Raw genomic sequence first — 21,138 nt, forward strand, 5'->3', positions numbered from 1 at the left:
ATATTGCCCTCATATATGAAAAAATCATCATTAAACATGTCAAATTGCATTTTTTTGCTATTTTTAGTCTACAAAAATACAATTTCACTTTATGATGTACCCTTAAAAAATTGAATGGATCAATTAATATGACTGCTATTGCAAATAACCTCGTGGTTTCTTTCCACTACACATTGACTAACGCAGAGGGTGAAACTCTCGACAAATCTCAAGGTGAACCACTTGCCTATTTGCACGGTGCAGGTAACATCATCCCTGGTTTAGAAAAAGCTTTAGAAGGCAAAACTGTTGGTGAAAAATTCACTGTAAATGTTCCTGCTGCTGAAGGTTATGGCGAATATAACCCAGAGCTAGTGCAAGAAGTGCCTAAACAAATGTTCCAAGGCGTAGACAACATCCAGGCAGGCATGCAGTTCCAAGCACAAACTGATGACGGCGTTCAAATCGTAACTGTTAAAGCAGTTGAAGGTGACAACGTAGTTGTTGATGCTAACTTCCCGCTTGCTGGTCAAGATTTAACCTTCGAAGTTGAAATCGTGTCTATCCGTGAACCTTCTCAAGAAGAACTTGATCACGGTCACGTACACGGTGCAGGTGGTCACCACCACTAAGACTTCCCGGCCTTTAGCACAAAAAGGCAAAGTGAAAACTTTGCCTTTTTTAGTGCCTTAAGATTTTAAATATAAAAAAAGCAGGACTACTGCCCTGCTTTTCATCATTAAAATCACGGATCACTCAAATTACGCAATCATTAACGTTTATTATAGATCTGCATTGCTGCTGGCAGATTTTGACGCATTGCTGCGATACGCTGACTGTTCGATGGATGAGTAGACAGGAAAGTCGCGCCATTGCTACCACCTTCAAGCTTGTTCATTTTTTCCCAAAGAGTAATCGCTGCATTCGGGTTATAGCCAGCACGCGCCATGAGAGTTAAACCGCCCTGATCAGCACGGCTTTCTAGGTTACGTGAGTAAGGTAAGCCGATGCCGATCTGGCTACCCAATTGTGCCACTGCAGCACCACCTTGTCCTACGCCCGCTGCATTTAAACCAATACCCAATGCCAGATCAGTCAGGGCTTGTGCACCAAGTTTCTGTTTCGCATGCTCTTCTAGGGCATGGACCATTTCATGACCCATAATGGCTGCAATCTCAGCATCGGTCAGATTCAGCTTGTTCACGATACCGGTATAGAATACCACTTTACCACCAGGTGCCACAAAAGCGTTGACCTGATCAGATTTCAATACAGCCAACTGCCATTGGAATGCAGTGCCTGTCTGGTTCAGCTGGTTGGCATAAGGTTTTAAACGGTTAAAAACAGCATTAATACGACTATATGTCGCTGAACTGGTATCCAGCTGGCCTTTCGCTTTAGCGTCTGCCACCATGGCATTGTAGCTTTGGCTGGCTGAAGCATTTAAAGTCGCTGTATCTGCGCCCGCAATATCGGCAATAGTTGTACAACCAGACAAAGTAATGGCTGCGGCTGCACCCATACCTAACAAGAATTTATTTTTCATTATAGTGACTCCACCATAAGCAAAAGGTTAATTTACATTGTAAAAAATTATAAGTTAAAGGCCGGAGCAACTAAATGTACAATTACTTCATCTTGTTATATTTTATGTAATTTTAACCCCAATACTGTATCGCAAGCCAATAAATCAGACAGACAATATTTAAACTTAAATATAAATGACACAAAGGTTTAATTTTTTCTTCTAAAATTTCACTTTTACGCTTAAAAAATAGAAAAGCATTTTGCAGCAAGATGACCGGTACCAATACACAGGCAATGATCACGCTCAAGCCAATGAATGCCCCATAAATAATGTCAGGATCCTGAGTTTGGGCACGGATGATCAGCATCGCAATGGTCGGTGCGCCACCCATCGCGAATAACAAGGAATAGAACATCGTTCCCGATATATTTTTATGCATCCTGCATACTCATATTTTATTTTGTTTTATTCTAACAAGCGCCATGCCACTGCACAGCACTTGCCGTTAAGACTTTAGTCCTGAATTTCGAAATTATTTCTTAGTCTTGTATACCGTCATCGCTTCAGGCATCAGCTGTTGTAAGGCTGCAATTCGGTCATCATTCGTTGGATGTGTAGAAGTAAATTTATTCAGGACACTATTACCACGGCTGTCTTGTGCATTCATTTTTTGCCACAAAGTAATCGCTGCATTCGGGTTATAGCCTGCTCGTGCCATTAGCATGAGACCACCTTTATCGGCACGGCTTTCCAGATTACGAGAGAATGGCAAGCCTACACCAAATTGAGCACCCATATCCAGCAGTAGCCCACCATAACCACCAGCGGACTGCCCGACGTACTTGCTACCGATACTTACTGCCAGATCAGTAAGTGCTTGCGCTCCTACCTTATTCTTAGAATGTTCATCAAGCGCATGCACCATTTCATGCCCCATGATGGCAGCAACTTCATCGTCTGTGAGTTTTAGTGTATCAACAATACCCGTATAGAACACCACCTTGCCACCTGGTGCGACATAGGCATTAATTTCGTTGGATTTGATTACCGCCACTTGCCAGTCAAACTTCTGACCAGTCTGATTCACTTGATCTGCATACGGCTTCATTTTCAGAAAAACCCGATTTACTTTTTTATAGGTGGCAGATGTCGTATCCAGAATCTGTTTCTGCTTGGCCTCTGTCAGCATCTGATTATAGCTTTGTGCTGCACTCAGATTTAATGTGGCTGAATCAGCCCCCATCAGATCTGCAACCGTAGTACACCCCGTTAATGTGGTCGCGATGACCATCCCCACCAATAATTTTTTATATTTCATGACCTTCTCAAATATATAAGGTCAAAACATCATAAAGAATCCAAACAGGTTTTCAATCATTCTTATAAGTTCGTTCAAATAAAAAAACCCTGTGAAATCACAGGGTTTTTATCATTTTTAGCTTAAGCGATTAAGCATCAAACGGATGGCGAAGAATAATGGTTTCTTCACGGTCTGGGCCAGTTGAAATGATGTCGATTGGACATTCAATCAATTGTTCAAGACGTTTCACATAGTTAATCGCCGCTTGTGGCAATTGATCTAGTGATTTCGCACCGAAAGTAGATTCTTTCCAGCCTGGCATAGTTTCGTAGATTGGTTTTAAAGTTTCAAATGCAAGCGCATCAGAAGAACCAACACAGCCAGAATCAGCAGCTTCGTAACCTACACAGATTTTCACTTCTTCTAAACCGTCAAGAACGTCAAGTTTAGTCAAGCAAATACCAGACAGTGAGTTCACTTCTACTGAACGACGCAGGATTTCAGCATCGAACCAGCCACAACGACGTTGACGGCCAGTAGACGCACCAAATTCTGAACCTACAGTACCCAGATGTTTACCAATTGCATCACCTGTATCTGTTGCAGCGTCATAAACCAACTCAGTTGGGAATGGACCTGAACCTACACGAGTGGTGTATGCTTTAGTAATACCAAGAACATAGTCAAGGTGTAATGGACCAAGACCTGAACCTGAACTTACGCCACCAGCAGTTGTGTTTGAAGAAGTCACGTACGGGTATGTACCGTGGTCAACGTCAAGCAATGAACCTTGCGCACCTTCGAACATGATTTTCTTGCCAGCTTTACGGTAAGCGTGAAGTTCACCAGTCACGTCCATAACCATAGGCTCGATCACTTTGCGCCATTCGTCGCAAAGCGCAAGTACGTCTTCAACTTTAACTGCTTCAACACCGAAGAATTGAGTCAATTGGAAGTTGTGGTATTCAAGCAATTCTTCAAGCTGAGCTTTCAGATGTTCGCCACCACGTACCAGGTCAGCAACACGGATTGCACGACGTGCCACTTTATCTTCATAAGCAGGCCCGATCCCACGACCAGTTGTACCAATTTTCGCATTACCACGTTTTTTCTCACGAGCTTGGTCAAGTGCGATGTGGTGCGGAAGAATCAATGGACAGTTTGGAGAAATGCGTAGACGTTCACGTACTGGCACGCCTTCTTTTTCAAGAATATCCATCTCTTTGATGAGCGCTTCAGGTGAAAGAACCACACCATTACCAATTAAGCATAATACGTTTTCACGTAAAATACCTGATGGAATGAGGTGTAATACAGTTTTCTTACCACCAACCACGAGAGTATGACCTGCGTTATGTCCGCCTTGATAACGAACTACTGCAGCCGCTTGATCTGTGAGCAGGTCGACGATCTTACCCTTACCTTCGTCGCCCCATTGGGTACCAAGTACCACAACATTCTTGCCCATAATAGCCTCATTACATCATGCTGTTAAAGTTGAAAGTCCCACTCAGCGACATGAACACTGAGTAAAACAATTAAAGCGATTAAATCGTTTTGATAGTCCACTCACCGTCCACATTCACCAGCTGGTGAGTTGCATACGGTACCGAGTTTAAATCATCATTACCTAATAACTGAATTACACTTAAGCCTTGTGCACGGGTTGCCTGAATCGCATTTAACAGCGCAGCATCTATACCCTTAGGTGCTACCACAACTTTAGCTGTAGCAAACTTGCCTGCACTTAAAGCATATAAGTCACAAGAGAAACCGGTTGCCGGACGTGCACGACCAAAATGCTCACCAATACCATCATAACGGCCACCTTGTGCTAATGCAGCAGCACGGTTCGGTGCATAAACGGCATACATCAGGCCAGTGTGATAATGGTATGAACGTAATTCAACGACATCAATCCCAATATGCAGATTCGGCCAGCGTGCCTGAACTTCATTTTTGGTAGTTTGCAGTGCATCAAATGCCTGTTTGAAGGCTGGATTTTCTAATACTTCAGCACTTAAATTCGTTTTTAAGGCATCCAGGTCACTTGCAAAACGGCCAAGCGTATAGAAGTCTGATCCAAACTTAAGATTTTGAGTAAATTCAGCCAGTTCTGGCAATGCTTTACGTTGATAAAGATCAGACAATTGGCGTTCGGTTGCTTTACTTAAACCAGCTTGTGCAATCAGACTACGGAACAGCCCCACATGACCTAAGTCAAGGTGGATACCATCGGCCAAACCTGCTTCCTGAATCAGGCTGATCATCAAGTCAACCATTTCCACGTCAGCATCAATGCTGTCTGAACCAAATAATTCTGCACCCAATTGCAATGGTGCACGTGTGGTATTAAATCCTTGAGGTTTCGTATGTAAAACCGTACCCGCATAACAATAACGAGCCACACCTTCCACTGGATGTACATGCGCATCGATACGAGCCACTTGTGGTGTCATATCGGCACGCACACCAAGCAAACGGCCAGACAGCTGGTCGATCACTTTAAAAGTGGCTAAGTCTAAATCCTGATTCGATTCTGAGAGAGAAGATAGAGATTCAATGTATTCAATAAATGGCGTGTACACCAGCTGATAACCTCGAGATGCGAGGAAATCCAGTGATTGACGGCGCAGGCTTTCGATGACTTGCGCTTGTTCTGGTAATACATCAGCTACACCATCAGGTAATAACCATGTCTCTGAAATGGGCATGTTGTAAACCTAAATTCTTGTCAGCGCGGAATAAACCGCATAAAAAAATCGGGAGCACACCCGATTTCTCCTAGTCTAGCACGATCGTTTAGGCTGTGCATCGCAATTTTGATAATTTTCTCTGACTGAACAAAGGACTTAGATAGATAAACCAAATCATCTCCCTCTTATCAAGAGAAAATAGGCTGAATAAAATTTAATAACCAACATATCAACTTGATTTTCTAATATATTTCTCCAACCAAAACAATGATGAAAAACTTATTCTTGATTCAATCCTCATCTATCCAAGGGTAAAAATTTATAAAATATCAGTACTAGATGCTTAAAAATAATCCTATACAAAAACCCAATGTGGAGACTTAAATGACCAAGAAAACAGCATCATTCTGGTAGAGTTTAAAGGGACTGCAAAGACTCCGGTATTTCTTATAAACTTTCTTTCTCCTTCTAGAATAAAACCCGATCATCTCATGCCTCCCTTTCAGCCACGTATAACGCCTTCTGATGCCACTCCTCTGAGTGAGTTTCAGCGTGGTGTGAAAGACTGCATACCTTTATTATTGGGTGTAATTCCTCTGGCACTGGTCTTGGGTGCAACAGCAGCACAAAAAGATTTTAGCCTGCTTGAGGTTCCCTTGCTGACCGGGCTGAACTTTGCTGGCGGTTCCGAATTTGCAGTTTTAGAAGCCTGGACTGATCCACCTCATCTGCTTACCTTGATCTTTATTACTTTTCTCATTAACAGCCGCTATATTCTGCTCGGTGCCAGTCTGGTGCCTTATTATGCCGGGCTATGTATTGTTCTTTATCTGGCTTGGGTCGGCTTTACCACTTTAGGTGCTTTGGCTGGGCCGGTGTTAGGAGATATTCACTATTTTGGTTTTGATATGGCTTTCCCAGCCATTATGCCGATTTTACTGAAAGGTATGTGGAAAGGCTTTACTGAAGCCAGACCTTGGCTAATCAGTTTAATTTTTGCTGCTCTGACTTATAGCTATCTGCCAGGCAACTGGTATGTGCTGATTGGTGCGCTTGCTGGCATTGCCGCTGCCTTCTGGCTAATTCAGGAGGATGAAGCATGATCCAGATGAGCACTTTTATCGCAATCTTATTAGTTGCGCTAACGACTTACTGCACGCGGATACTTGGCTATGTCCTACTCAAAAATAAAACTTTGAGCAAACGTCAGCGTAAAATTCTGGAAGTGATTCCAGGCTGTGTACTGATTTCGATGATCACCCCATATTTTTTACGAGATGATCCGGCTGATCTGATAGCCATAATGGTGACACTATTCGTTGCATCACGCTTTGGCATGCTGCCGACCATTTTGATTAGCATGGCCTCGGCAGCTATTTTAAGAACCTTACTGGTTTAAATCCTTTATATAAGGCTAAGCCAGTATGAAAAGGTCTTATGACTTTGGTTCTACTACTTTAGCGAGCAGATTTACCAGTTCTGCATTTTGCAGCTCAACTTTTTGCAGTTTAGCCGTAGTCTGATCCAGTACTTCCTGCTGAACATGCATTTTTTTCGCCAGATCCTGCATAATTTCCAAGGTCTTTTTTAAATTTTCTTCCAGATGCGCCACTTTTTCCTCAACTGGCACGCCTTCCACACTTTGTGAACTCTCATTATTATTAAATTGCAGCCAGATCAAAAAAATCACAGCCAAGGTCAGTAATATAATAAATCCCCAGATCAACATCATGTGCTTGCTCTTATTCCATTTAATTATCTTTATCTTAACGAAAAAATATCCAGATCACAGAAATATTCGGCATAAATCCAGAGCTTTTCGATCAATTACGTTCAAGTTTTTATTCATTTTCTTCTAATTTTTTAATCTTGCATAAAAAAGCACCCCATTTGGGATGCTTTCAAAATAGCTTAATCTGTATAAAAGGATTCACAGAGATCCAGCAAACGGTTGGCATAACCCCATTCATTATCATACCAGGCAAATACTTTGGCCTGATGCCCCACTACCAAGGTTTGGGTCAGATCCACAATCAATGAGTAAGGCGAATGATTAAAGTCTGAAGATACTAGAGGCTCATCTGTCACAGACATGATTTCAGCAAAATCCTGACGTGCAGCGTTCATTAATACTTCATTCAACTGATGATCAGTAATGGGTGACTGGGAGATAAAGGTTAAATCAATGGCCGCTACATTAATGGTTGGCACACGAATCGAATAACCATCAATCCGGTTTTCCATCTTCGGCATTACGCGTTTTAAAGCACCCAAAGCCGAAGATGTGGTTGGAATAATATTTTGCCCAGAAGCTCGGGCACGTCTTAAATCACGATGGGCATGATCCAGTACTGACTGATCCGCTGTCACTGCGTGAATTTCAGTCATCAGTGCAGTCTCAATACCAAAGGCATCATCAATGATTTTGACTAGAGGTACCAATGCCTGCGTAGTACAAGAAACACTGGAAATAATCTGGTCACTTTCTTTGACATCACAATGGTTGACGCCATAGACAATTGCGGCATCCACTGTATCAAACGGTGCAGCACCGATAATGGCCCGTTTTGCCCCGGCAGTAATATGCTGAGTCGCAGCCTCACGCGAACGGAACAGGCCGGTACATTCCAATACCACATCAATATTCAGTTCATGCCATGGCATGTCCACCGGATTCGCTTGTCTTAACACCTGAACTTTCTGATAGGCATCGCGATAAGTGACATGCAGGTAGGCATACTCATCTTCATAAGTCAGATCAACCTGCCCCGGGAAACGACCATGAGTAGAATCATATTTAAATAGATGCAATAAGGTTTCAACGTCGGCAACGTCATTAATGGCAACGATGTCAAAATTAAAATCTTTCGGATTTTCAAACCATGCACGCAACACATTGCGTCCGATTCGTCCAAAACCATTAATTGCGATACGTTGCATCGACATTCCCTACTGCGGCATAAAACTTTGTGCGCCTATATTAATGGAATTATCCAGCTGACTGATAACTATTCAGCTAAATCCACTAAAAATTACACAGAATGTCCAATATTTCATCGAAAAATTCATACTTTACTTGAAGCAATCCAGTCTTTCTATCAGCGTGAATTAAGATAAATTGCTGTAATGACAATAGCTTTTGATTTTGCAGGGCATTTTTCTGATTTTTCCAATATTCATTCCTTATAGTTTTATGATCTATAAATATGAAAATCATTGGTTGAACAGGCATTTTCCGTTATAATTTGGCGTTTTTAAATATTTAAGCCCCGCATTGCAGCAGAGAACCAACCTTCTTGTCAGACTGTGATGTTTTTAGCCAAATCGGAAATTATGGAGTGACTTGGTTGTGAGTACTCGTTTTATGACATCAGCTGAAATTCGCGAAGCTTTTTTAAGCTACTTTGAATCGCAAGGGCATACACGTGTCGCGTCGAGTTCTCTGGTTCCTGCCAACGACCCAACATTATTGTTTACCAATGCTGGTATGAACCAGTTTAAAGACTGCTTCCTGGGTCTGGAAAAACGTGACTACGTTCGTGCAACATCTTCACAAAAATGTGTACGTGCAGGTGGTAAACACAACGACTTAGATAACGTTGGCTACACAGCTCGTCACCACACATTCTTTGAAATGCTGGGTAACTTCTCGTTTGGTGATTACTTCAAACGTGATGCAATTAAGTTTGCCTGGGAATTCCTGACCGGCGACAAATGGCTGGCTCTGCCTAAAGACAAATTGTACGTAACTGTGTATCACACTGATGACGAAGCTTTTGACATCTGGAATAAAGAAGTTGGTCTAGATGCCAGCCGCATTATCCGCATTGGTGATAATAAAGGCGAGAAATACGCTTCTGATAACTTCTGGGCAATGGGCGATACCGGTCCTTGTGGTCCATGTTCTGAAATCTTCTATGATCACGGTGAGCACATCTGGGGTGGCTTGCCTGGTACGCCTGAAGAAGATGGCGACCGTTTCATTGAAATCTGGAACAACGTATTCATGCAGTTCAACCGCACTGCGGATGGCGTCCTGCACCCTCTTCCTGCACCTTCTGTTGATACAGGTATGGGCCTTGAGCGTATTTCTGCGGTTCTGCAACACGTCAACTCTAACTATGAAATCGACCTGTTCCAAAACCTGTTAAAAGCTGCTGCTGAAATTATCGGTCTAGATACTTCAGACATTGAAGCGAAAGCACAAGCTGAAAACAAACCGGTTGAATACCCTGCTTCACTTAAAGTGGTTGCTGACCATGCACGTTCATGCTGCTTCCTGATTGCAGATGGCGTGAACCCTTCAAATGAAGGTCGTGGTTATGTACTGCGCCGTATTATCCGTCGTGCAGTTCGTCATGGTAACAAACTGGATGCGACTGGTTCATTCTTCCACAAAATGCTTCAGCCTTTAATTGATGTGATGGGCGCAGCTTATCCTGAACTTGAAGCAAACAAAGCACGTATCGAAGCCGCTTTGCTGAAAGAAGAAGAACAGTTTGCTAAAACACTTGAGCAAGGTCTGAAATTGCTTGAAGGCGAATTGTCAAATCTGAAAGGTTCTGTGATTCCAGGTGAAATCGTATTCAAACTTTATGACACTTATGGCTTCCCAACTGACCTTACAGCAGATATCGCACGTGAACGTGATTTAACCATTGACGAAGCTGGCTTTGAAAAAGAAATGGCGGCTCAACGTCAACGTGCACGTGATGCAGGTAAATTCGCAATCGACTATAACAGCGTTGTTAAAGTTGAAGGCGAAACTCAGTTTGAAGGTTATGACGCAACAGCAGGCGAAGGTCGAATCATCGCGATCTACAAAGATGGCGAACAGGTTGACGAAGTGGTTGAAGGCGACGAAGCACTGATTGTTCTGAACCAAACTCCTTTCTATGCAGAAAGCGGTGGTCAGATCGGTGATACAGGGCTCTTCAAAAACGATACAGGTATCTTTGAAGTTCAAGATACCAAAAAATCTGGTGGTGCATTCGTTCACCAAGGTATCGTGACTATGGGTAACCTTAAAGTTACTCAAAACGTTGAAGCAACGGTTAAAGCCGAGATTCGTGCTGCAACTGCTCGTAACCACTCTGCAACTCACTTGCTCCACGCTGCCCTACGTCAAATCCTGGGTTCACACGTACAACAAAAAGGTTCATTGGTTGCGTCTGACGTTCTGCGTTTCGACTTTGTTAACGATCAGCCTGTAACTTTTGAACAGTTGCAAGAAATTGAACGTCTTGTCAATGCTGAAGTGATTGCCAATACGCCTGTTACGACTGAACTGCTCGACATCGAATCTGCGAAAGCCAAAGGTGCGATGATGCTGTTCGGTGAGAAATACGGTGAAGAAGTTCGCGTATTGTCTATGGGTTCAGTGATTGACGAGAAAAACTTCTCGATCGAGCTGTGTGGCGGTATTCATGTGAAACGTACAGGTGACATTGGTCTGTTCAAAATCACTTCTGAAGGTGGTGTAGCAGCAGGTGTACGTCGTATTGAAGCCGTAACTGGTACTAAAGCGGTTGAAGTCGTACAGAAAGTCGATCGTGATGTTCAATACATCAATGGTTTGTTAAAAGCACAGAACCATCAAACAGTCGAAAAAGTTGAAGCTGTGGTGGACACTGCACATCAATTGCAAAAACAGATCGAACAGCTGAATCAAAAATTGGCAAGCTTACAAGCCGGTGAACTTTTAAGTCAGGTTCAAGAGCTTGCAGGCCGTAAAACATTAATCACTACTGTTCAGAATATGGATGCAAAAGCATTACGTAACCTGCACGACGGTGTGAAATCAAAATTAGAAAATGCAGTCATTGTTCTTGCAGGTGTAGAGGGTGACAAGGTTAGCTTGATTGCATCTGTGGCGAAAGACTTTACTGCTTCTATTAAAGCGGGTGACATCATCAAACACTTGGCAACTGAGCTAGGTGGTAAAGGTGGTGGTAAACCTGACTTGGCACAAGGTGGCGCGCCACTTAACGAGAAGTTTGCTCCAGTGATGGCTGATTTAGCAGCTTGGCTTGAAGCAAAATAAAAACTTCATTTTGTGTAACTGACCCTGATCGGAAAATCAGGGTCATGGTTTATATGGAACAACTATGGCATTAATCGTTCAAAAATATGGCGGTACCTCAATGGGTACTCCCGAGCGCATTCTCAATGTTGCTCGTCGTGTGAAGCGCTGGCATGACCATGGCCACAAGGTGGTTGTAGTCGTATCTGCTATGAGTGGTGAAACCAACCGCTTGCTTGCTCTCGCGAAAGCCATTACCGAAACCCCTGACCCACGTGAACTTGACCAAATGGTTTCTACGGGTGAACAGGTAACGATTTCCATGTTAGCTATGGCGCTGAATTCAATTGGCGTTGAAGCTAAATCTTTAACTGGTCGCCAGGTTGGTATTAAAACTGACAGCGCATTCACCAAAGCACGTATCGAATCTATTGATACTGATGTATTGACTGAAAACCTAGATGCAGGCCGCGTGATTGTGGTTGCTGGTTTCCAGGGCTTTGATGCTGATGGCAATACCACAACTTTAGGTCGTGGTGGTTCTGATACTTCAGGTGTTGCCCTTGCTGCAGCGCTAAAAGCGGATGAATGTCAGATTTACACAGATGTTGATGGCGTATATACGACTGACCCTCGTGTTGCTCCTAAAGCGAAAAAAGTAGACCGTATCTCTTTCGAAGAAATGCTGGAAATGGCATCTTTAGGTTCTAAAGTTCTTCAAATTCGCTCTGTAGAATTTGCAGGCAAGTACCAAGTGCCTTTACGCGTACTCTCAAGCTTCGATAATGACACTGATGGCGCATTTGACGAAGACTTCAAAAACAACGTCGGAACTCTTATTACTACTGAACTGGAAGACAACATGGAACAGCCAATTATCTCTGGTATCGCGTTCAACCGTGACGAAGCTAAACTGACTATTCTGGGTGTTCCAGATGAGCCAGGTATTGCATCTAAAATTCTTAAACCAATTGGTGATGCCAATATCGAAGTAGATATGATTATCCAGAACGTTGAAGAAGATGGTACAACTGATTTCACGTTTACTGTAAACCGCGGTGAACTTGCTAAAGCCAAAAAAATCCTTGAAGAGACAGCTCAAGCGATTGGCGCACGTGAAGTTGCAACTCGTGATGACATCGTAAAAGTATCTATCGTCGGTGTAGGTATGCGCTCTCACGCAGGTGTAGCAAGCAAAATGTTCACTGCTCTTGCTGATGAAGGTATCAACATCCTGATGATCTCTACTTCTGAAATCAAGATTTCTGTGATTATCGAAGAGAATTATCTTGAGCTTGCAGTTCGCTCACTTCACACTGCGTTCGGTTTAGACCGTGAACATGGTGAATCTAGCGCACGCGCTTAAGAGAACTACAAAATACCGTCATTGTCTGACAGTATTTCATTAAATCTCTACAAAAATGCAGGGCCACTATAGTTTTTTTTATAGTGGCTCTGTTATATTAAGCCTAAGGATTTTCAACAGTCTGGATAGTCAACCTCTTCATTTCATGGACAGGACTTTCTATTCAAACTTTAATTATATAATTTTAGGTTGTGTTTTTTTATTACATTCAATAGATTGCAGGTTTTGCATTTTGCAAGGAGAGAAACATGCTGATTTTGACTCGACGCGTCGGGGAAACTTTAATGATCGGAGACCAAGTCAGCGTGACTGTACTTGGCGTAAAAGGCAACCAGGTTCGTATTGGGGTAAATGCTCCGAAAGAAGTCTCTGTACACCGTGAAGAGATTTACCAGCGTATCCAGCATGAACGTGCAATGCATGAACATCTTCAGCATATTGACCAGGATTATCAACCTTCTTCTTATGAAGATGATAACCAGACACAAAATAACTTTAACCGTTAATTTTGTATGAATATAAAAGCGGCTTTTAAGCCGCTTTTAATTTGCCTAATTTTCAACTGCATAGCAAAATAATCAGACTTTAGCCCGCCTGCTGCTAATCAAGCAACGCTGCCAGCACTTTTTTCACCGGTCCAAAACTGCGACGGTGCTCATCAATCACCCCGTGTAAGGCAATCGCTTCAAAATGTGCTTTGGTCGGATAGCCCTTATGCTTGGCAAAGCCAAATTGTGGATACTTTTGATCCATCTCTACCATCTGGCGATCACGGGTCACTTTAGCCAGAATACTGGCTGCTGAAATCTCAGGATGCAAGGCATCCCCACCTACGACCGCATCACAACTCATCGCAAGGCCCTGAGGAATCTTGTTGCCATCGACCAGTACATGTTCCGGCTGAATACTTAATGCTTCCACAGCGCGGCGCATTGCCAGTAAAGAGGCCTGCAAAATATTATGCTCGTCGATTTCTGCTGCAGAAGCTTCAGCAATGGCCCAAGCTAGGGCTTTTTCCTGAATCTCAATAAAAAGTTTTTCGCGCTTCTTCTCGCTTAGCTTCTTGGAATCATTTAAGCCCTCAATCGGGTTATTCGGATCCAATATCACAGCCGCAGCGACCACCGATCCTACTAATGGCCCACGCCCTGCTTCATCTACACCAGCAATATTCATTTTATTTCCCATAAAAAATAGGCTGAACCAGTCAGCCTATTCAAATTTGATTTTGAATTAGTTTACCGCTTCAGCCACGCAAGCGTTAATAGTATTTGCAACAACATTACCTACAATAGTCGCACGTGCTGTCGCATCAATTGCTGCAGTTGCCAAATCCACTGCAGTCACGTTTTGTGGTGCTTTTTCACTCACGCAACCACAGATTTCAGACTGGATATTCTGTTTTTGCGTTTCTGTCATTAAGCGTGTTGCAGTTTGCCAAGCCGGAATATTGTTTAGTTCAGTGACACATTTTGCATTGATGGCAATTTTAATGGCTGCAGAACCGAGTTGCTGACCTGTACTTGCTTGAGTTGTGGTGCTGGCACCTTGTGGTGCTACACATGCAGAAAGAACAAGTGTTAATGGAGCAACAACAGCCAATAATTTTTTCACGGATTTTATCCTTTTTTCAGCTTTTAAAATATGCGCTATTGTGCCGAAGTTTATCGAAATAAGAAATCTAAAAATGAGTCATGATGTCTAATCTGCGCGCAGCCAGACTCATAGCCATCACAGGAAAGAAGACTCACTACTAATCTAAAGGTAAAGTTTGGATAAGCCAGCACCGAAAAATCTTTAATTGATAAACTCGCCCATACAGCCTTTTAAGCTATTGGCAATTGCTTTGCGGGTTAGCTCTTTTTTAGTTTCTTCATCAATGGTTGCTTTTAACAGGGTTTTGGCCGGCACACCTTCCAAAGCATGCTCACCCACACAGCCACACACTTTTTGCTGTAAATGCTGTTTATTGGCTTCAGCCATGAAATAAGTCCCCATTTTCCAGACTTTGGAATCTTTCAGCTCTTGGCCACACTGATATTCAATCACAGGTTTCAGGGCTTTCTGAGTCATTGAGGTATCTGCACAAGCAGGATTGATTAAGCTAACGGCCAGAACAGGCCACAGGAATTTTAATTTCATCTTCGGTTCATATATCAAATTAAATAAAAAGGCAGAGCGAACTCTACCCTCTTTGGGCGCAACGATTGACTAGAATATTGCTTTAAACAAGTGCCTGAATCAGGCTGATCCATTTCTGTTTTTCAGTATCAGAAATAAATGAAGCTTCAAAAGAATTAATTGCGAGCTGTTTGAGTTCTTCGTTGCTTAGATCTAAAGCTTCAGCAATGGCAATGAAATTGTCATTCATATAACCACCAAAATACGAAGGATCATCTGAATTCACTGTCACATGCGCACCCTGCTGCAACAGACGACGGATATTATGTTGCTGCATATCATCCACAACACACAGCTTTAGGTTTGAAAGTGGACATACTGTGAGCGGCATCTTCTCTGCAATCAAACGCTGCATCAATTCTGGATCTTCCTCAGAACGTACGCCATGGTCAATACGGTTAACTTTTAATAAATCCAAAGCTTCCCAGACATATTCTGCCGGACCTTCTTCACCCGCATGTGCGACTACCAGAAAACCGGCTTCACGTGCTTTAGCGAAAACACGTTCAAACTTAGACGGTGGATGGCCGACTTCACTTGAATCCAGCCCCACTCCAATGATCCGATCTTTATAAGGCAGCGCTTGTTCTAATGTTTTAAATGCTACTTCTTCACTAAGATGACGCAGGAAACACATGATCAGATGTGAAGTAATGCCTAATTTAGCTTTCGCATCATCACAGGCTTTCTGCAAGCCATTAATCACAGTTTCAAAGGCAATGCCACGATCGGTATGCGTCTGCGGATCAAAGAACATTTCAGTATGCACGACATTATCATCCGCACATTTTTCAAAATATGCCCAAGCCAGATCATAAAAGTCCTGTTCATGAATCAGAACATTGGCACCCGCGTAGTAGATATCCAAGAAAGATTGCAGATTATGGAAATTATAAGCCCGCTTCACTTCCTCAACCGATTTATAAGGAATGCTAATTTCATTACGCTGTGCAATCGCAAACATTAACTCAGGTTCAAAGGTACCTTCGATATGCACATGCAGCTCAGCCTTTGGCAAGGCCTGAATCAATTCAAGACGGTTCATCACTACTCCTGATTAAACCTGAGAAAAATAAAAAAGGGTGCAAACTGAGTTTACACCCTTTTGATATTCGACAAAAATTAGCCGCCAAACATCCAGAACTTCAATGCCCATAGTACTGCGATGATCCATACCATGTATGGAACAGTATTCGCTTTACCTGTCAGCAGTTTAATCAGCGCATAGCTGATAAAACCCATTGCGATACCGTCTGCAATTGAATACGTAAATGGCATGAATACAATGGTCAGGAACGCCGGAACCGCTTCAGTAATATCATCCCATTCAATATGGACAATACCCTGAATCATCAATACACCGACAAATAGCAATGCTGGTGCAGTTGCAAAGCCTGGTACAGATTGAGCCAATGGAGCCAGGAACAGGCAGGCAATGAACAGCAAGCCCACCACAACTGCAGTCAGACCGGTACGACCACCTGCTGCAACACCCGCTGATGACTCAATATAAGGTGTAGTTGAAGAAGTACCCAAAGCAGCACCTGCAACAATCGCAGAAGAATCGGCAAATAATGCTTTTTTCAGACGCGGCAATTTACCATCTTTTAACAAACCTGCACGATGTGAAACACCTACTAGCGTACCAGTAGAGTCAAACAGATCGACCAAGAAGAATACGAAGATCACACCGATCAAGCTAGCTGTAAACAGACCTTGAAAGTCCATTTGCAAGAAGGTTGGTGCCAGTGAAGGAATTTGACCCACTACACCCTGGAACTGGTTATAACCTAAAGCAGTAGAAATCGCAGTGATTACCAAAATACTGATAATGATCGCACCACGTACTTTGAAGTGATGCATTACCACCACTAACAGGAAGCCAAGTAGCGCAAGCATAACAGTTGGCTGTTTCAAATCACCCAGACCCACCAAAGTCGCTTGATTATCAACAATGATGCCAGCATTTTTCAGTGCTACCAGAGCCAGGAACAGGCCAATACCACCGCCAATCGCCAGTTTGAGAGACATTGGAATGGCATTGACAATCGCCTCACGTATTTTGAACATACTAATGGCAATGAAAACCAAACCTGATACAAATACTGCACCTAATGCAGTTTGCCAAGGCACACCCATTCCCAGACAGACTGAATAGGTAAAGAAGGCATTTAGCCCCATACCCGGCGCAAGTGCAATTGGATAATTGGCAATTAGCCCCATTACCAGACAGCCAATTGCGGCTGCAAGACAGGTGGCTACAAAGACAGCCCCATGATCCATCCCGGTTTCGGATAAAATCATCGGATTAACAATAATGATGTAACACATTGTCAGGAACGTGGTTACACCTGCCAGAACTTCTGTACGGAAACTGGTTTTGTTTTCACTCAGTTTGAACAGACGTTCCAGCATATTTTCTGAAGATGGATTAGGAGTCGTCATGACCTAGCCCCTATTGAGTAAACTTTATGCTTTAAGCATGCCGCCGAATCCAGGAAATTTTATAGAAAACTTCATGAATTTTAAGGATCTGTTAGCAACGAATATGCCAGCTTCGCCATTTAGCGGGTCAAAATGTTTCAATAGCGAACAGTAAGAAAACTGCGCTAGAAAAACTCAAAAAACAATCTAAACAAAAAAGCTGCATAACCCCTATGCAGCTTTTTTCATCATTAGAATCAAATACTTAATTAAAGTAAATTTGATCTAACTTTATCTTTTGCAAATTATAACACATTGATTTCTGATTGCTTCTTAGAATTTATATTTTATTAAAAATTAATATAAGTCAGTTTTATTATTATTAAATTTTCTTTTATTTATTATGATTTTATTTTTATCTTTTTACCTGACCCCCTAATCAAAAAGCTTATGCAAATCTATTAAGGTCGGGGCCGATTTGCATTCAGCAATTTAGTTGAATGTTGTACTTCTTTCAGAATCTGATGAAGCTCTTCATGTTTTCTTGTTTCGGCCTGTTGGTGAACACAATAACCGAGTAAACCCACCATCAGCACAAAAATAGGAATTGTATAAATTTTCATTTTTGTAGTTGAATTATGTAACAGTATTGAAATTATGCTAACAAAATAACAATAAAATTATGACATAGTTTACAAATAATCCGATAAAATGCAGTTTTTTCAATTATTTAGAGTTTTTATATTCTTCATTTTTTTATACTTCTTATTCAATTAATCATAATTTCTTAAGCCATATTTTTTTATTTTTTAGTCATTTTTTTAATATTAAAAGAAATTAATTGATTGATTCTATTTTTTATTTTTTTAGAAATTTATCTTTACTATATAAATTTATCGAGTGAAAAATATCTTTTAAAGTTCACTATAGCTTTCATTATTTTATTTAGCTTTTCTTCTAAAAAATTCATCCATTTCCTGTTAAAAATTCTTCTAAATAAATGATATTTTGAAAGTTCCTTCCCTATTTTTTAATTTTTATTCAACTCAACCTAATATTGTTAAACTTAAATTTACCCAAGACTTTTAAGAAAATTTCTTCATTCAGTCTTGGGTGAATCTTTTACCTTAAGCAGCCAGCTGCTCATCACGTTTAAATACCAACTCACCTTTTAGTGAACTTTCAGCATCAAAATAATACCCATCGGTATTAAAGGCTTTTAAGTCTTCAGTTCGTTTAATCTGGTTTTCAATGATAAAGCGCGCCATTAAACCACGAGCTTTCTTGGCATAGAAGCTGATGACTTTATATTTGCCATTTTTCTGATCTAAAAATACCGGCTTGATGATTTCAGCCTGAATTTTGCTTTCTTTCACTGCTTTGTAATATTCATCGGAGGCAATATTGACCAGAATTTCAGACTCTGCTGCTGCCAGATCATGATTGATCAGGTCAGTGATGGTATGTCCCCAGAACTCGTAGAGATGAGCACCACGTGGGTTAGTCAATTTGGTTCCCATCTCCAAACGGTAAGGCATCATCAGATCCAGCGGACGCAATAAGCCATAGAGGCCGGATAACATACGCAGATGGTTCTGTGCGTAATGAATCTGATCCTGCTTTAATTGGTAAGCATCCAGACCGGTATAAACATCCCCTTTAAAGGCAAAGATTGCCTGACGAGCATTGGAAAAATCAAAATCCGGCTGCCAGTCTCTGAAGCGTTCCGCATTCAAATTGGCAATTTTTTCACTGACGCTCATTAAGCTGGAAATTTCAGTTGCTGATAACTTGCGGGCAACTTCTATCAATTCCTGGGAATGTTCCAGCAATCTTGCCTGAGTAAATTGATCGGTAGGTAAAGGTGTTTCGTAATCTAGAGTCTTGGCTGGAGAAATTAAAGCAAGCATAGCAACCTGGTTAAAAAATGATTAATCAAACTATATCAGTAGACTTATTTTAATTCCAATTCATGTTTTTATTTATCATAATCGTTAAAATAGAAAATTCTCCTGCAATTTATCGGTTTGCTATGTCCGAACCAATCTTCCTCCCAGGCCCTGCTGGCCAACTTGAGGTTTTTGTGGATTATCCTCAGGGTGAAGTGAAAGGATTCGCGATTGTTTGTCATCCCCATCCATTACAAGGTGGCACACCACAACATAAGGTTCCAGTGTTACTAGCACAAATGTTTTTAGAGCGTGGTTGTGTTGTCTATCGTCCAAGTTTCCGTGGTTCTGGTCAAAGTGCCGGTCTACATGATGAAGGCTTTGGCGAAACGGATGATATACTTGAAGTCATTAAATATGCGCGTCGCCAACATATTGGCCTGCCTTTCTTGGCAGGCGGTTTCAGTTTTGGTGCACATGTCATGGTCAAGTGTTACGCCGCCCTGCCAGTTGAACTGCAACCTTCAAAAGTGATTTTGTGTGGTCTACCGACTGCAACCGTAGCTGGCCTACGTCACTATGTTACTCCACAGATCAAAGGTGATATTTTATTTATTCATGGTGAAGCGGATGATGTCACGCTTTTATCCGACATGATTGAATGGGCCAAGCCTCAACGTCATCTGGTCACGATCTTGCCCGGTGCAAACCACTTCTTTACTGGTTATTTAAAACAGCTTCGGATTGCGATGAGCCGTTTCCTCGCATTAAGCTAATCAAAAAAACCTCATCGAATGATGAGGTTTTTTATTCAGAAATAAAATCTTTAACATGAATTTCATAAATTACAGCCCGATATTTAGGTTTATCTAAGTGGCTAGAAATTTTCCCACCCAGACGTTCTGCAATTTTTCGGCTAGCCCAGTTTTCTTCTGCTACCGGATAGCTCAAAACTTTAATCCCTAATGTATTAAAAGCATAGCCCACAATACAACGTACTGCCTCATGTCCATAATGATGACCATGCGCCTTTTCACGAATCCAGATACCCACTTCAGGTATTTCATCATGCAGTCGATGCAAACCGCATAATCCGATAAATTCATGTCTTTCAATATGGCGAATCACAAAGATATATTCTTTATGATTAGCCATATTGTTTAGCCAGTTTTGCCAGACTGTTGCAAATACCTGTTCAGATTCCGGTGCATCCCATGCCATAAAACGGGTCAAACTCGGGGTAATCGAGGCATAGGCTTCCGCAGCATCGGATGACTTAAAATAATCTAAAACAAGACATTTAATTTGCAATATAGGCGAAAGACTTTGCATTTGTTGAACTAGTTCTTCCACTCAAACTCACTAAAACTTTCTTGTTCTTTCAACGATGCTTCAACAGCTTGTGCCAACTGATTTAATAAACTTTGTTCTGTAATCCGGTCCAGCCAGTCCTGTTCTTCATCCGGGTAAGAGGCGATTTCACAAATTAGGTGCCCTTCCTGGTCTCGTGTCTCACAGCTCACTGATAATGGCAACTCGTGTTCATCGACACTTACGGCCACTTGTGCGCCACTTTGCGCCAAGGTTTTAAAGCCATATTTACCGAGCTCTTCCGTCAGCAGATGTGCCACATATTCCTGAGTCTGCTGACTGCCCTGTAATTGTTCCTGGCTTTGAGGGGTGGCCATAAATTTTAATTTTCGCATTGCTACATCCAAATGGCTTTTTTGTTGTATGGTTTTAGCATAAGCCA

General features: G+C 41.9%; 23 protein-coding genes. 7 read left to right on the top strand and 16 right to left on the bottom strand.

Going from position 1 to position 21,138, the window contains the following annotated elements; all coding sequences use genetic code 11:
- Nucleotides 1-128: 128 nt before the first annotated feature.
- Nucleotides 129-611, top strand: a complete 483-nt coding sequence (slyD, locus tag ACWM1W_RS09690; protein WP_004784172.1) for a peptidylprolyl isomerase — start codon at nucleotides 129-131, stop codon at nucleotides 609-611.
- Between the two features lie 140 nt (nucleotides 612-751).
- Here the strand turns inward: slyD and ACWM1W_RS09695 are convergent, their stop codons facing one another.
- The 5 genes from ACWM1W_RS09695 to ACWM1W_RS09715 all read right to left on the bottom strand — a co-directional run bounded on the left by ACWM1W_RS09695 (nucleotide 752) and on the right by ACWM1W_RS09715 (nucleotide 5,521).
- Nucleotides 752-1,525, bottom strand: a complete 774-nt coding sequence (locus ACWM1W_RS09695; protein WP_005236423.1) for a M48 family metallopeptidase — start codon at nucleotides 1,523-1,525, stop codon at nucleotides 752-754.
- A gap of 112 nt (nucleotides 1,526-1,637) precedes the next feature.
- Entirely contained in the window at nucleotides 1,638-1,946 is a 309-nt protein-coding gene (locus ACWM1W_RS09700; RefSeq protein WP_341119949.1) for a hypothetical protein, read from the bottom strand.
- Between the two features lie 93 nt (nucleotides 1,947-2,039).
- A complete protein-coding gene (locus ACWM1W_RS09705) occupies nucleotides 2,040-2,825 on the bottom strand; it encodes a M48 family metallopeptidase (protein WP_375725521.1) in 786 nt (261 codons plus the stop codon).
- Between the two features lie 130 nt (nucleotides 2,826-2,955).
- Nucleotides 2,956-4,275, bottom strand: a complete 1,320-nt coding sequence (locus ACWM1W_RS09710; RefSeq protein WP_004784184.1) for an adenylosuccinate synthase — start codon at nucleotides 4,273-4,275, stop codon at nucleotides 2,956-2,958.
- A gap of 79 nt (nucleotides 4,276-4,354) precedes the next feature.
- Entirely contained in the window at nucleotides 4,355-5,521 is a 1,167-nt protein-coding gene (locus ACWM1W_RS09715) for an ATP phosphoribosyltransferase regulatory subunit (protein WP_214002070.1), read from the bottom strand.
- A 473-nt stretch (nucleotides 5,522-5,994) separates the two neighbouring features.
- Between ACWM1W_RS09715 and ACWM1W_RS09720 the strand changes: the two genes are divergently transcribed.
- The gene (locus ACWM1W_RS09720) at nucleotides 5,995-6,606 is read left to right on the top strand and encodes an AzlC family ABC transporter permease (protein WP_375725520.1); all 612 of its coding nucleotides are present in this window, start codon (nucleotides 5,995-5,997) and stop codon (nucleotides 6,604-6,606) included.
- Nucleotides 6,603-6,902 (top strand): AzlD family protein, encoded by a 300-nt coding sequence (locus ACWM1W_RS09725; protein ID WP_034170712.1) that lies wholly within the window; start codon nucleotides 6,603-6,605, stop codon nucleotides 6,900-6,902. Before ACWM1W_RS09720 ends, ACWM1W_RS09725 begins: the two co-directional genes overlap by 4 nt.
- 36 nt (nucleotides 6,903-6,938) lie before the next feature.
- Here the strand turns inward: ACWM1W_RS09725 and ACWM1W_RS09730 are convergent, their stop codons facing one another.
- Nucleotides 6,939-7,235 (bottom strand): hypothetical protein, encoded by a 297-nt coding sequence (locus ACWM1W_RS09730; protein WP_005236433.1) that lies wholly within the window; start codon nucleotides 7,233-7,235, stop codon nucleotides 6,939-6,941.
- Between the two features lie 179 nt (nucleotides 7,236-7,414).
- Entirely contained in the window at nucleotides 7,415-8,443 is a 1,029-nt protein-coding gene (locus tag ACWM1W_RS09735; RefSeq protein WP_214002069.1) for a type I glyceraldehyde-3-phosphate dehydrogenase, read from the bottom strand.
- Nucleotides 8,444-8,852: 409 nt separating this feature from the next.
- On the opposite strand from ACWM1W_RS09735, the gene alaS reads away from it, so the two are divergent.
- From alaS to csrA, 3 genes are all read left to right on the top strand, one after another.
- Nucleotides 8,853-11,546 (top strand): alanine--tRNA ligase, encoded by a 2,694-nt coding sequence (gene alaS / locus ACWM1W_RS09740; protein ID WP_375725519.1) that lies wholly within the window; start codon nucleotides 8,853-8,855, stop codon nucleotides 11,544-11,546.
- 64 nt (nucleotides 11,547-11,610) lie between these two features.
- The gene (locus tag ACWM1W_RS09745; RefSeq protein ID WP_004784201.1) at nucleotides 11,611-12,891 is read left to right on the top strand and encodes an aspartate kinase; all 1,281 of its coding nucleotides are present in this window, start codon (nucleotides 11,611-11,613) and stop codon (nucleotides 12,889-12,891) included.
- Nucleotides 12,892-13,139: 248 nt separating this feature from the next.
- On the top strand, nucleotides 13,140-13,397 hold the full coding sequence (gene csrA / locus ACWM1W_RS09750; protein ID WP_004784202.1) for a carbon storage regulator CsrA: 258 nt from the start codon (nucleotides 13,140-13,142) through the stop codon (nucleotides 13,395-13,397).
- 94 nt (nucleotides 13,398-13,491) lie between these two features.
- On the opposite strand, the gene rnhB is transcribed toward csrA, so the two are convergent.
- The 7 genes from rnhB to yaaA all read right to left on the bottom strand — a co-directional run bounded on the left by rnhB (nucleotide 13,492) and on the right by yaaA (nucleotide 19,406).
- Nucleotides 13,492-14,067, bottom strand: coding sequence for a ribonuclease HII (gene rnhB / locus ACWM1W_RS09755; RefSeq protein WP_005236446.1), 576 nt, complete (start codon nucleotides 14,065-14,067; stop codon nucleotides 13,492-13,494).
- Nucleotides 14,068-14,124: 57 nt separating this feature from the next.
- Nucleotides 14,125-14,505, bottom strand: coding sequence for a hypothetical protein (locus tag ACWM1W_RS09760; RefSeq protein WP_034170716.1), 381 nt, complete (start codon nucleotides 14,503-14,505; stop codon nucleotides 14,125-14,127).
- 183 nt (nucleotides 14,506-14,688) lie between these two features.
- Nucleotides 14,689-15,033, bottom strand: a complete 345-nt coding sequence (locus ACWM1W_RS09765; protein WP_004784208.1) for a hypothetical protein — start codon at nucleotides 15,031-15,033, stop codon at nucleotides 14,689-14,691.
- Between the two features lie 82 nt (nucleotides 15,034-15,115).
- Complete coding sequence (locus ACWM1W_RS09770; protein ID WP_034170717.1) at nucleotides 15,116-16,117, bottom strand: adenosine deaminase; 1,002 nt, start codon at nucleotides 16,115-16,117, stop codon at nucleotides 15,116-15,118.
- Nucleotides 16,118-16,194: 77 nt separating this feature from the next.
- Nucleotides 16,195-17,517: an NCS2 family permease gene (locus tag ACWM1W_RS09775; protein ID WP_034170718.1), complete on the bottom strand. Its 1,323-nt coding sequence runs from the start codon at nucleotides 17,515-17,517 to the stop codon at nucleotides 16,195-16,197.
- A gap of 440 nt (nucleotides 17,518-17,957) precedes the next feature.
- Nucleotides 17,958-18,119, bottom strand: a complete 162-nt coding sequence (locus ACWM1W_RS09780; protein ID WP_227504412.1) for a hypothetical protein — start codon at nucleotides 18,117-18,119, stop codon at nucleotides 17,958-17,960.
- A 504-nt stretch (nucleotides 18,120-18,623) separates the two neighbouring features.
- A complete protein-coding gene (gene yaaA, locus ACWM1W_RS09785) occupies nucleotides 18,624-19,406 on the bottom strand; it encodes a peroxide stress protein YaaA (protein WP_214002065.1) in 783 nt (260 codons plus the stop codon).
- Between the two features lie 122 nt (nucleotides 19,407-19,528).
- Here yaaA and ACWM1W_RS09790 point away from each other — a divergent pair, with 122 nt between their 5' ends.
- The gene (locus ACWM1W_RS09790; protein WP_034170720.1) at nucleotides 19,529-20,161 is read left to right on the top strand and encodes an alpha/beta hydrolase; all 633 of its coding nucleotides are present in this window, start codon (nucleotides 19,529-19,531) and stop codon (nucleotides 20,159-20,161) included.
- A 31-nt stretch (nucleotides 20,162-20,192) separates the two neighbouring features.
- Here ACWM1W_RS09790 and ACWM1W_RS09795 read toward each other — a convergent pair whose 3' ends face one another.
- Both ACWM1W_RS09795 and ACWM1W_RS09800 read right to left on the bottom strand, forming a co-directional pair.
- The gene (locus ACWM1W_RS09795) at nucleotides 20,193-20,738 is read right to left on the bottom strand and encodes a GNAT family N-acetyltransferase (protein ID WP_034170721.1); all 546 of its coding nucleotides are present in this window, start codon (nucleotides 20,736-20,738) and stop codon (nucleotides 20,193-20,195) included.
- Nucleotides 20,726-21,091 (bottom strand): hypothetical protein, encoded by a 366-nt coding sequence (locus tag ACWM1W_RS09800; RefSeq protein WP_034170744.1) that lies wholly within the window; start codon nucleotides 21,089-21,091, stop codon nucleotides 20,726-20,728. Before ACWM1W_RS09800 ends, ACWM1W_RS09795 begins: the two co-directional genes overlap by 13 nt.
- Nucleotides 21,092-21,138: the final 47 nt, after the last annotated feature.

Source organism: Acinetobacter sp. TW_SC_4, assembly GCF_054861205.1.

Bases quoted from the DNA above. Each gene is read 5' to 3' on its own strand.
- ACWM1W_RS09765 (WP_004784208.1), bottom strand. From the start codon at position 15,033: ATGAAATTAAAATTCCTGTGGCCTGTTCTGGCCGTTAGCTTAATCAAT.
- ACWM1W_RS09705 (WP_375725521.1), bottom strand. From the start codon at position 2,825: ATGAAATATAAAAAATTATTGGTGGGGATGGTCATCGCGACCACATTA.
- rnhB (WP_005236446.1), bottom strand. From the start codon at position 14,067: ATGAATATTGCTGGTGTAGATGAAGCAGGGCGTGGGCCATTAGTAGGA.
- ACWM1W_RS09710 (WP_004784184.1), bottom strand. From the start codon at position 4,275: ATGGGCAAGAATGTTGTGGTACTTGGTACCCAATGGGGCGACGAAGGT.
- ACWM1W_RS09695 (WP_005236423.1), bottom strand. From the start codon at position 1,525: ATGAAAAATAAATTCTTGTTAGGTATGGGTGCAGCCGCAGCCATTACT.
- csrA (WP_004784202.1), top strand. From the start codon at position 13,140: ATGCTGATTTTGACTCGACGCGTCGGGGAAACTTTAATGATCGGAGAC.
- ACWM1W_RS09735 (WP_214002069.1), bottom strand. From the start codon at position 8,443: ATGCAACGTATCGCAATTAATGGTTTTGGACGAATCGGACGCAATGTG.
- ACWM1W_RS09800 (WP_034170744.1), bottom strand. From the start codon at position 21,091: ATGCGAAAATTAAAATTTATGGCCACCCCTCAAAGCCAGGAACAATTA.
- ACWM1W_RS09715 (WP_214002070.1), bottom strand. From the start codon at position 5,521: ATGCCCATTTCAGAGACATGGTTATTACCTGATGGTGTAGCTGATGTA.
- ACWM1W_RS09745 (WP_004784201.1), top strand. From the start codon at position 11,611: ATGGCATTAATCGTTCAAAAATATGGCGGTACCTCAATGGGTACTCCC.
- ACWM1W_RS09770 (WP_034170717.1), bottom strand. From the start codon at position 16,117: ATGAACCGTCTTGAATTGATTCAGGCCTTGCCAAAGGCTGAGCTGCAT.
- ACWM1W_RS09700 (WP_341119949.1), bottom strand. From the start codon at position 1,946: ATGCATAAAAATATATCGGGAACGATGTTCTATTCCTTGTTATTCGCG.
- slyD (WP_004784172.1), top strand. From the start codon at position 129: ATGACTGCTATTGCAAATAACCTCGTGGTTTCTTTCCACTACACATTG.
- ACWM1W_RS09720 (WP_375725520.1), top strand. From the start codon at position 5,995: ATGCCTCCCTTTCAGCCACGTATAACGCCTTCTGATGCCACTCCTCTG.
- yaaA (WP_214002065.1), bottom strand. From the start codon at position 19,406: ATGCTTGCTTTAATTTCTCCAGCCAAGACTCTAGATTACGAAACACCT.
- ACWM1W_RS09780 (WP_227504412.1), bottom strand. From the start codon at position 18,119: ATGAAAATTTATACAATTCCTATTTTTGTGCTGATGGTGGGTTTACTC.
- ACWM1W_RS09730 (WP_005236433.1), bottom strand. From the start codon at position 7,235: ATGATGTTGATCTGGGGATTTATTATATTACTGACCTTGGCTGTGATT.
- ACWM1W_RS09775 (WP_034170718.1), bottom strand. From the start codon at position 17,517: ATGACGACTCCTAATCCATCTTCAGAAAATATGCTGGAACGTCTGTTC.
- ACWM1W_RS09725 (WP_034170712.1), top strand. From the start codon at position 6,603: ATGATCCAGATGAGCACTTTTATCGCAATCTTATTAGTTGCGCTAACG.
- ACWM1W_RS09790 (WP_034170720.1), top strand. From the start codon at position 19,529: ATGTCCGAACCAATCTTCCTCCCAGGCCCTGCTGGCCAACTTGAGGTT.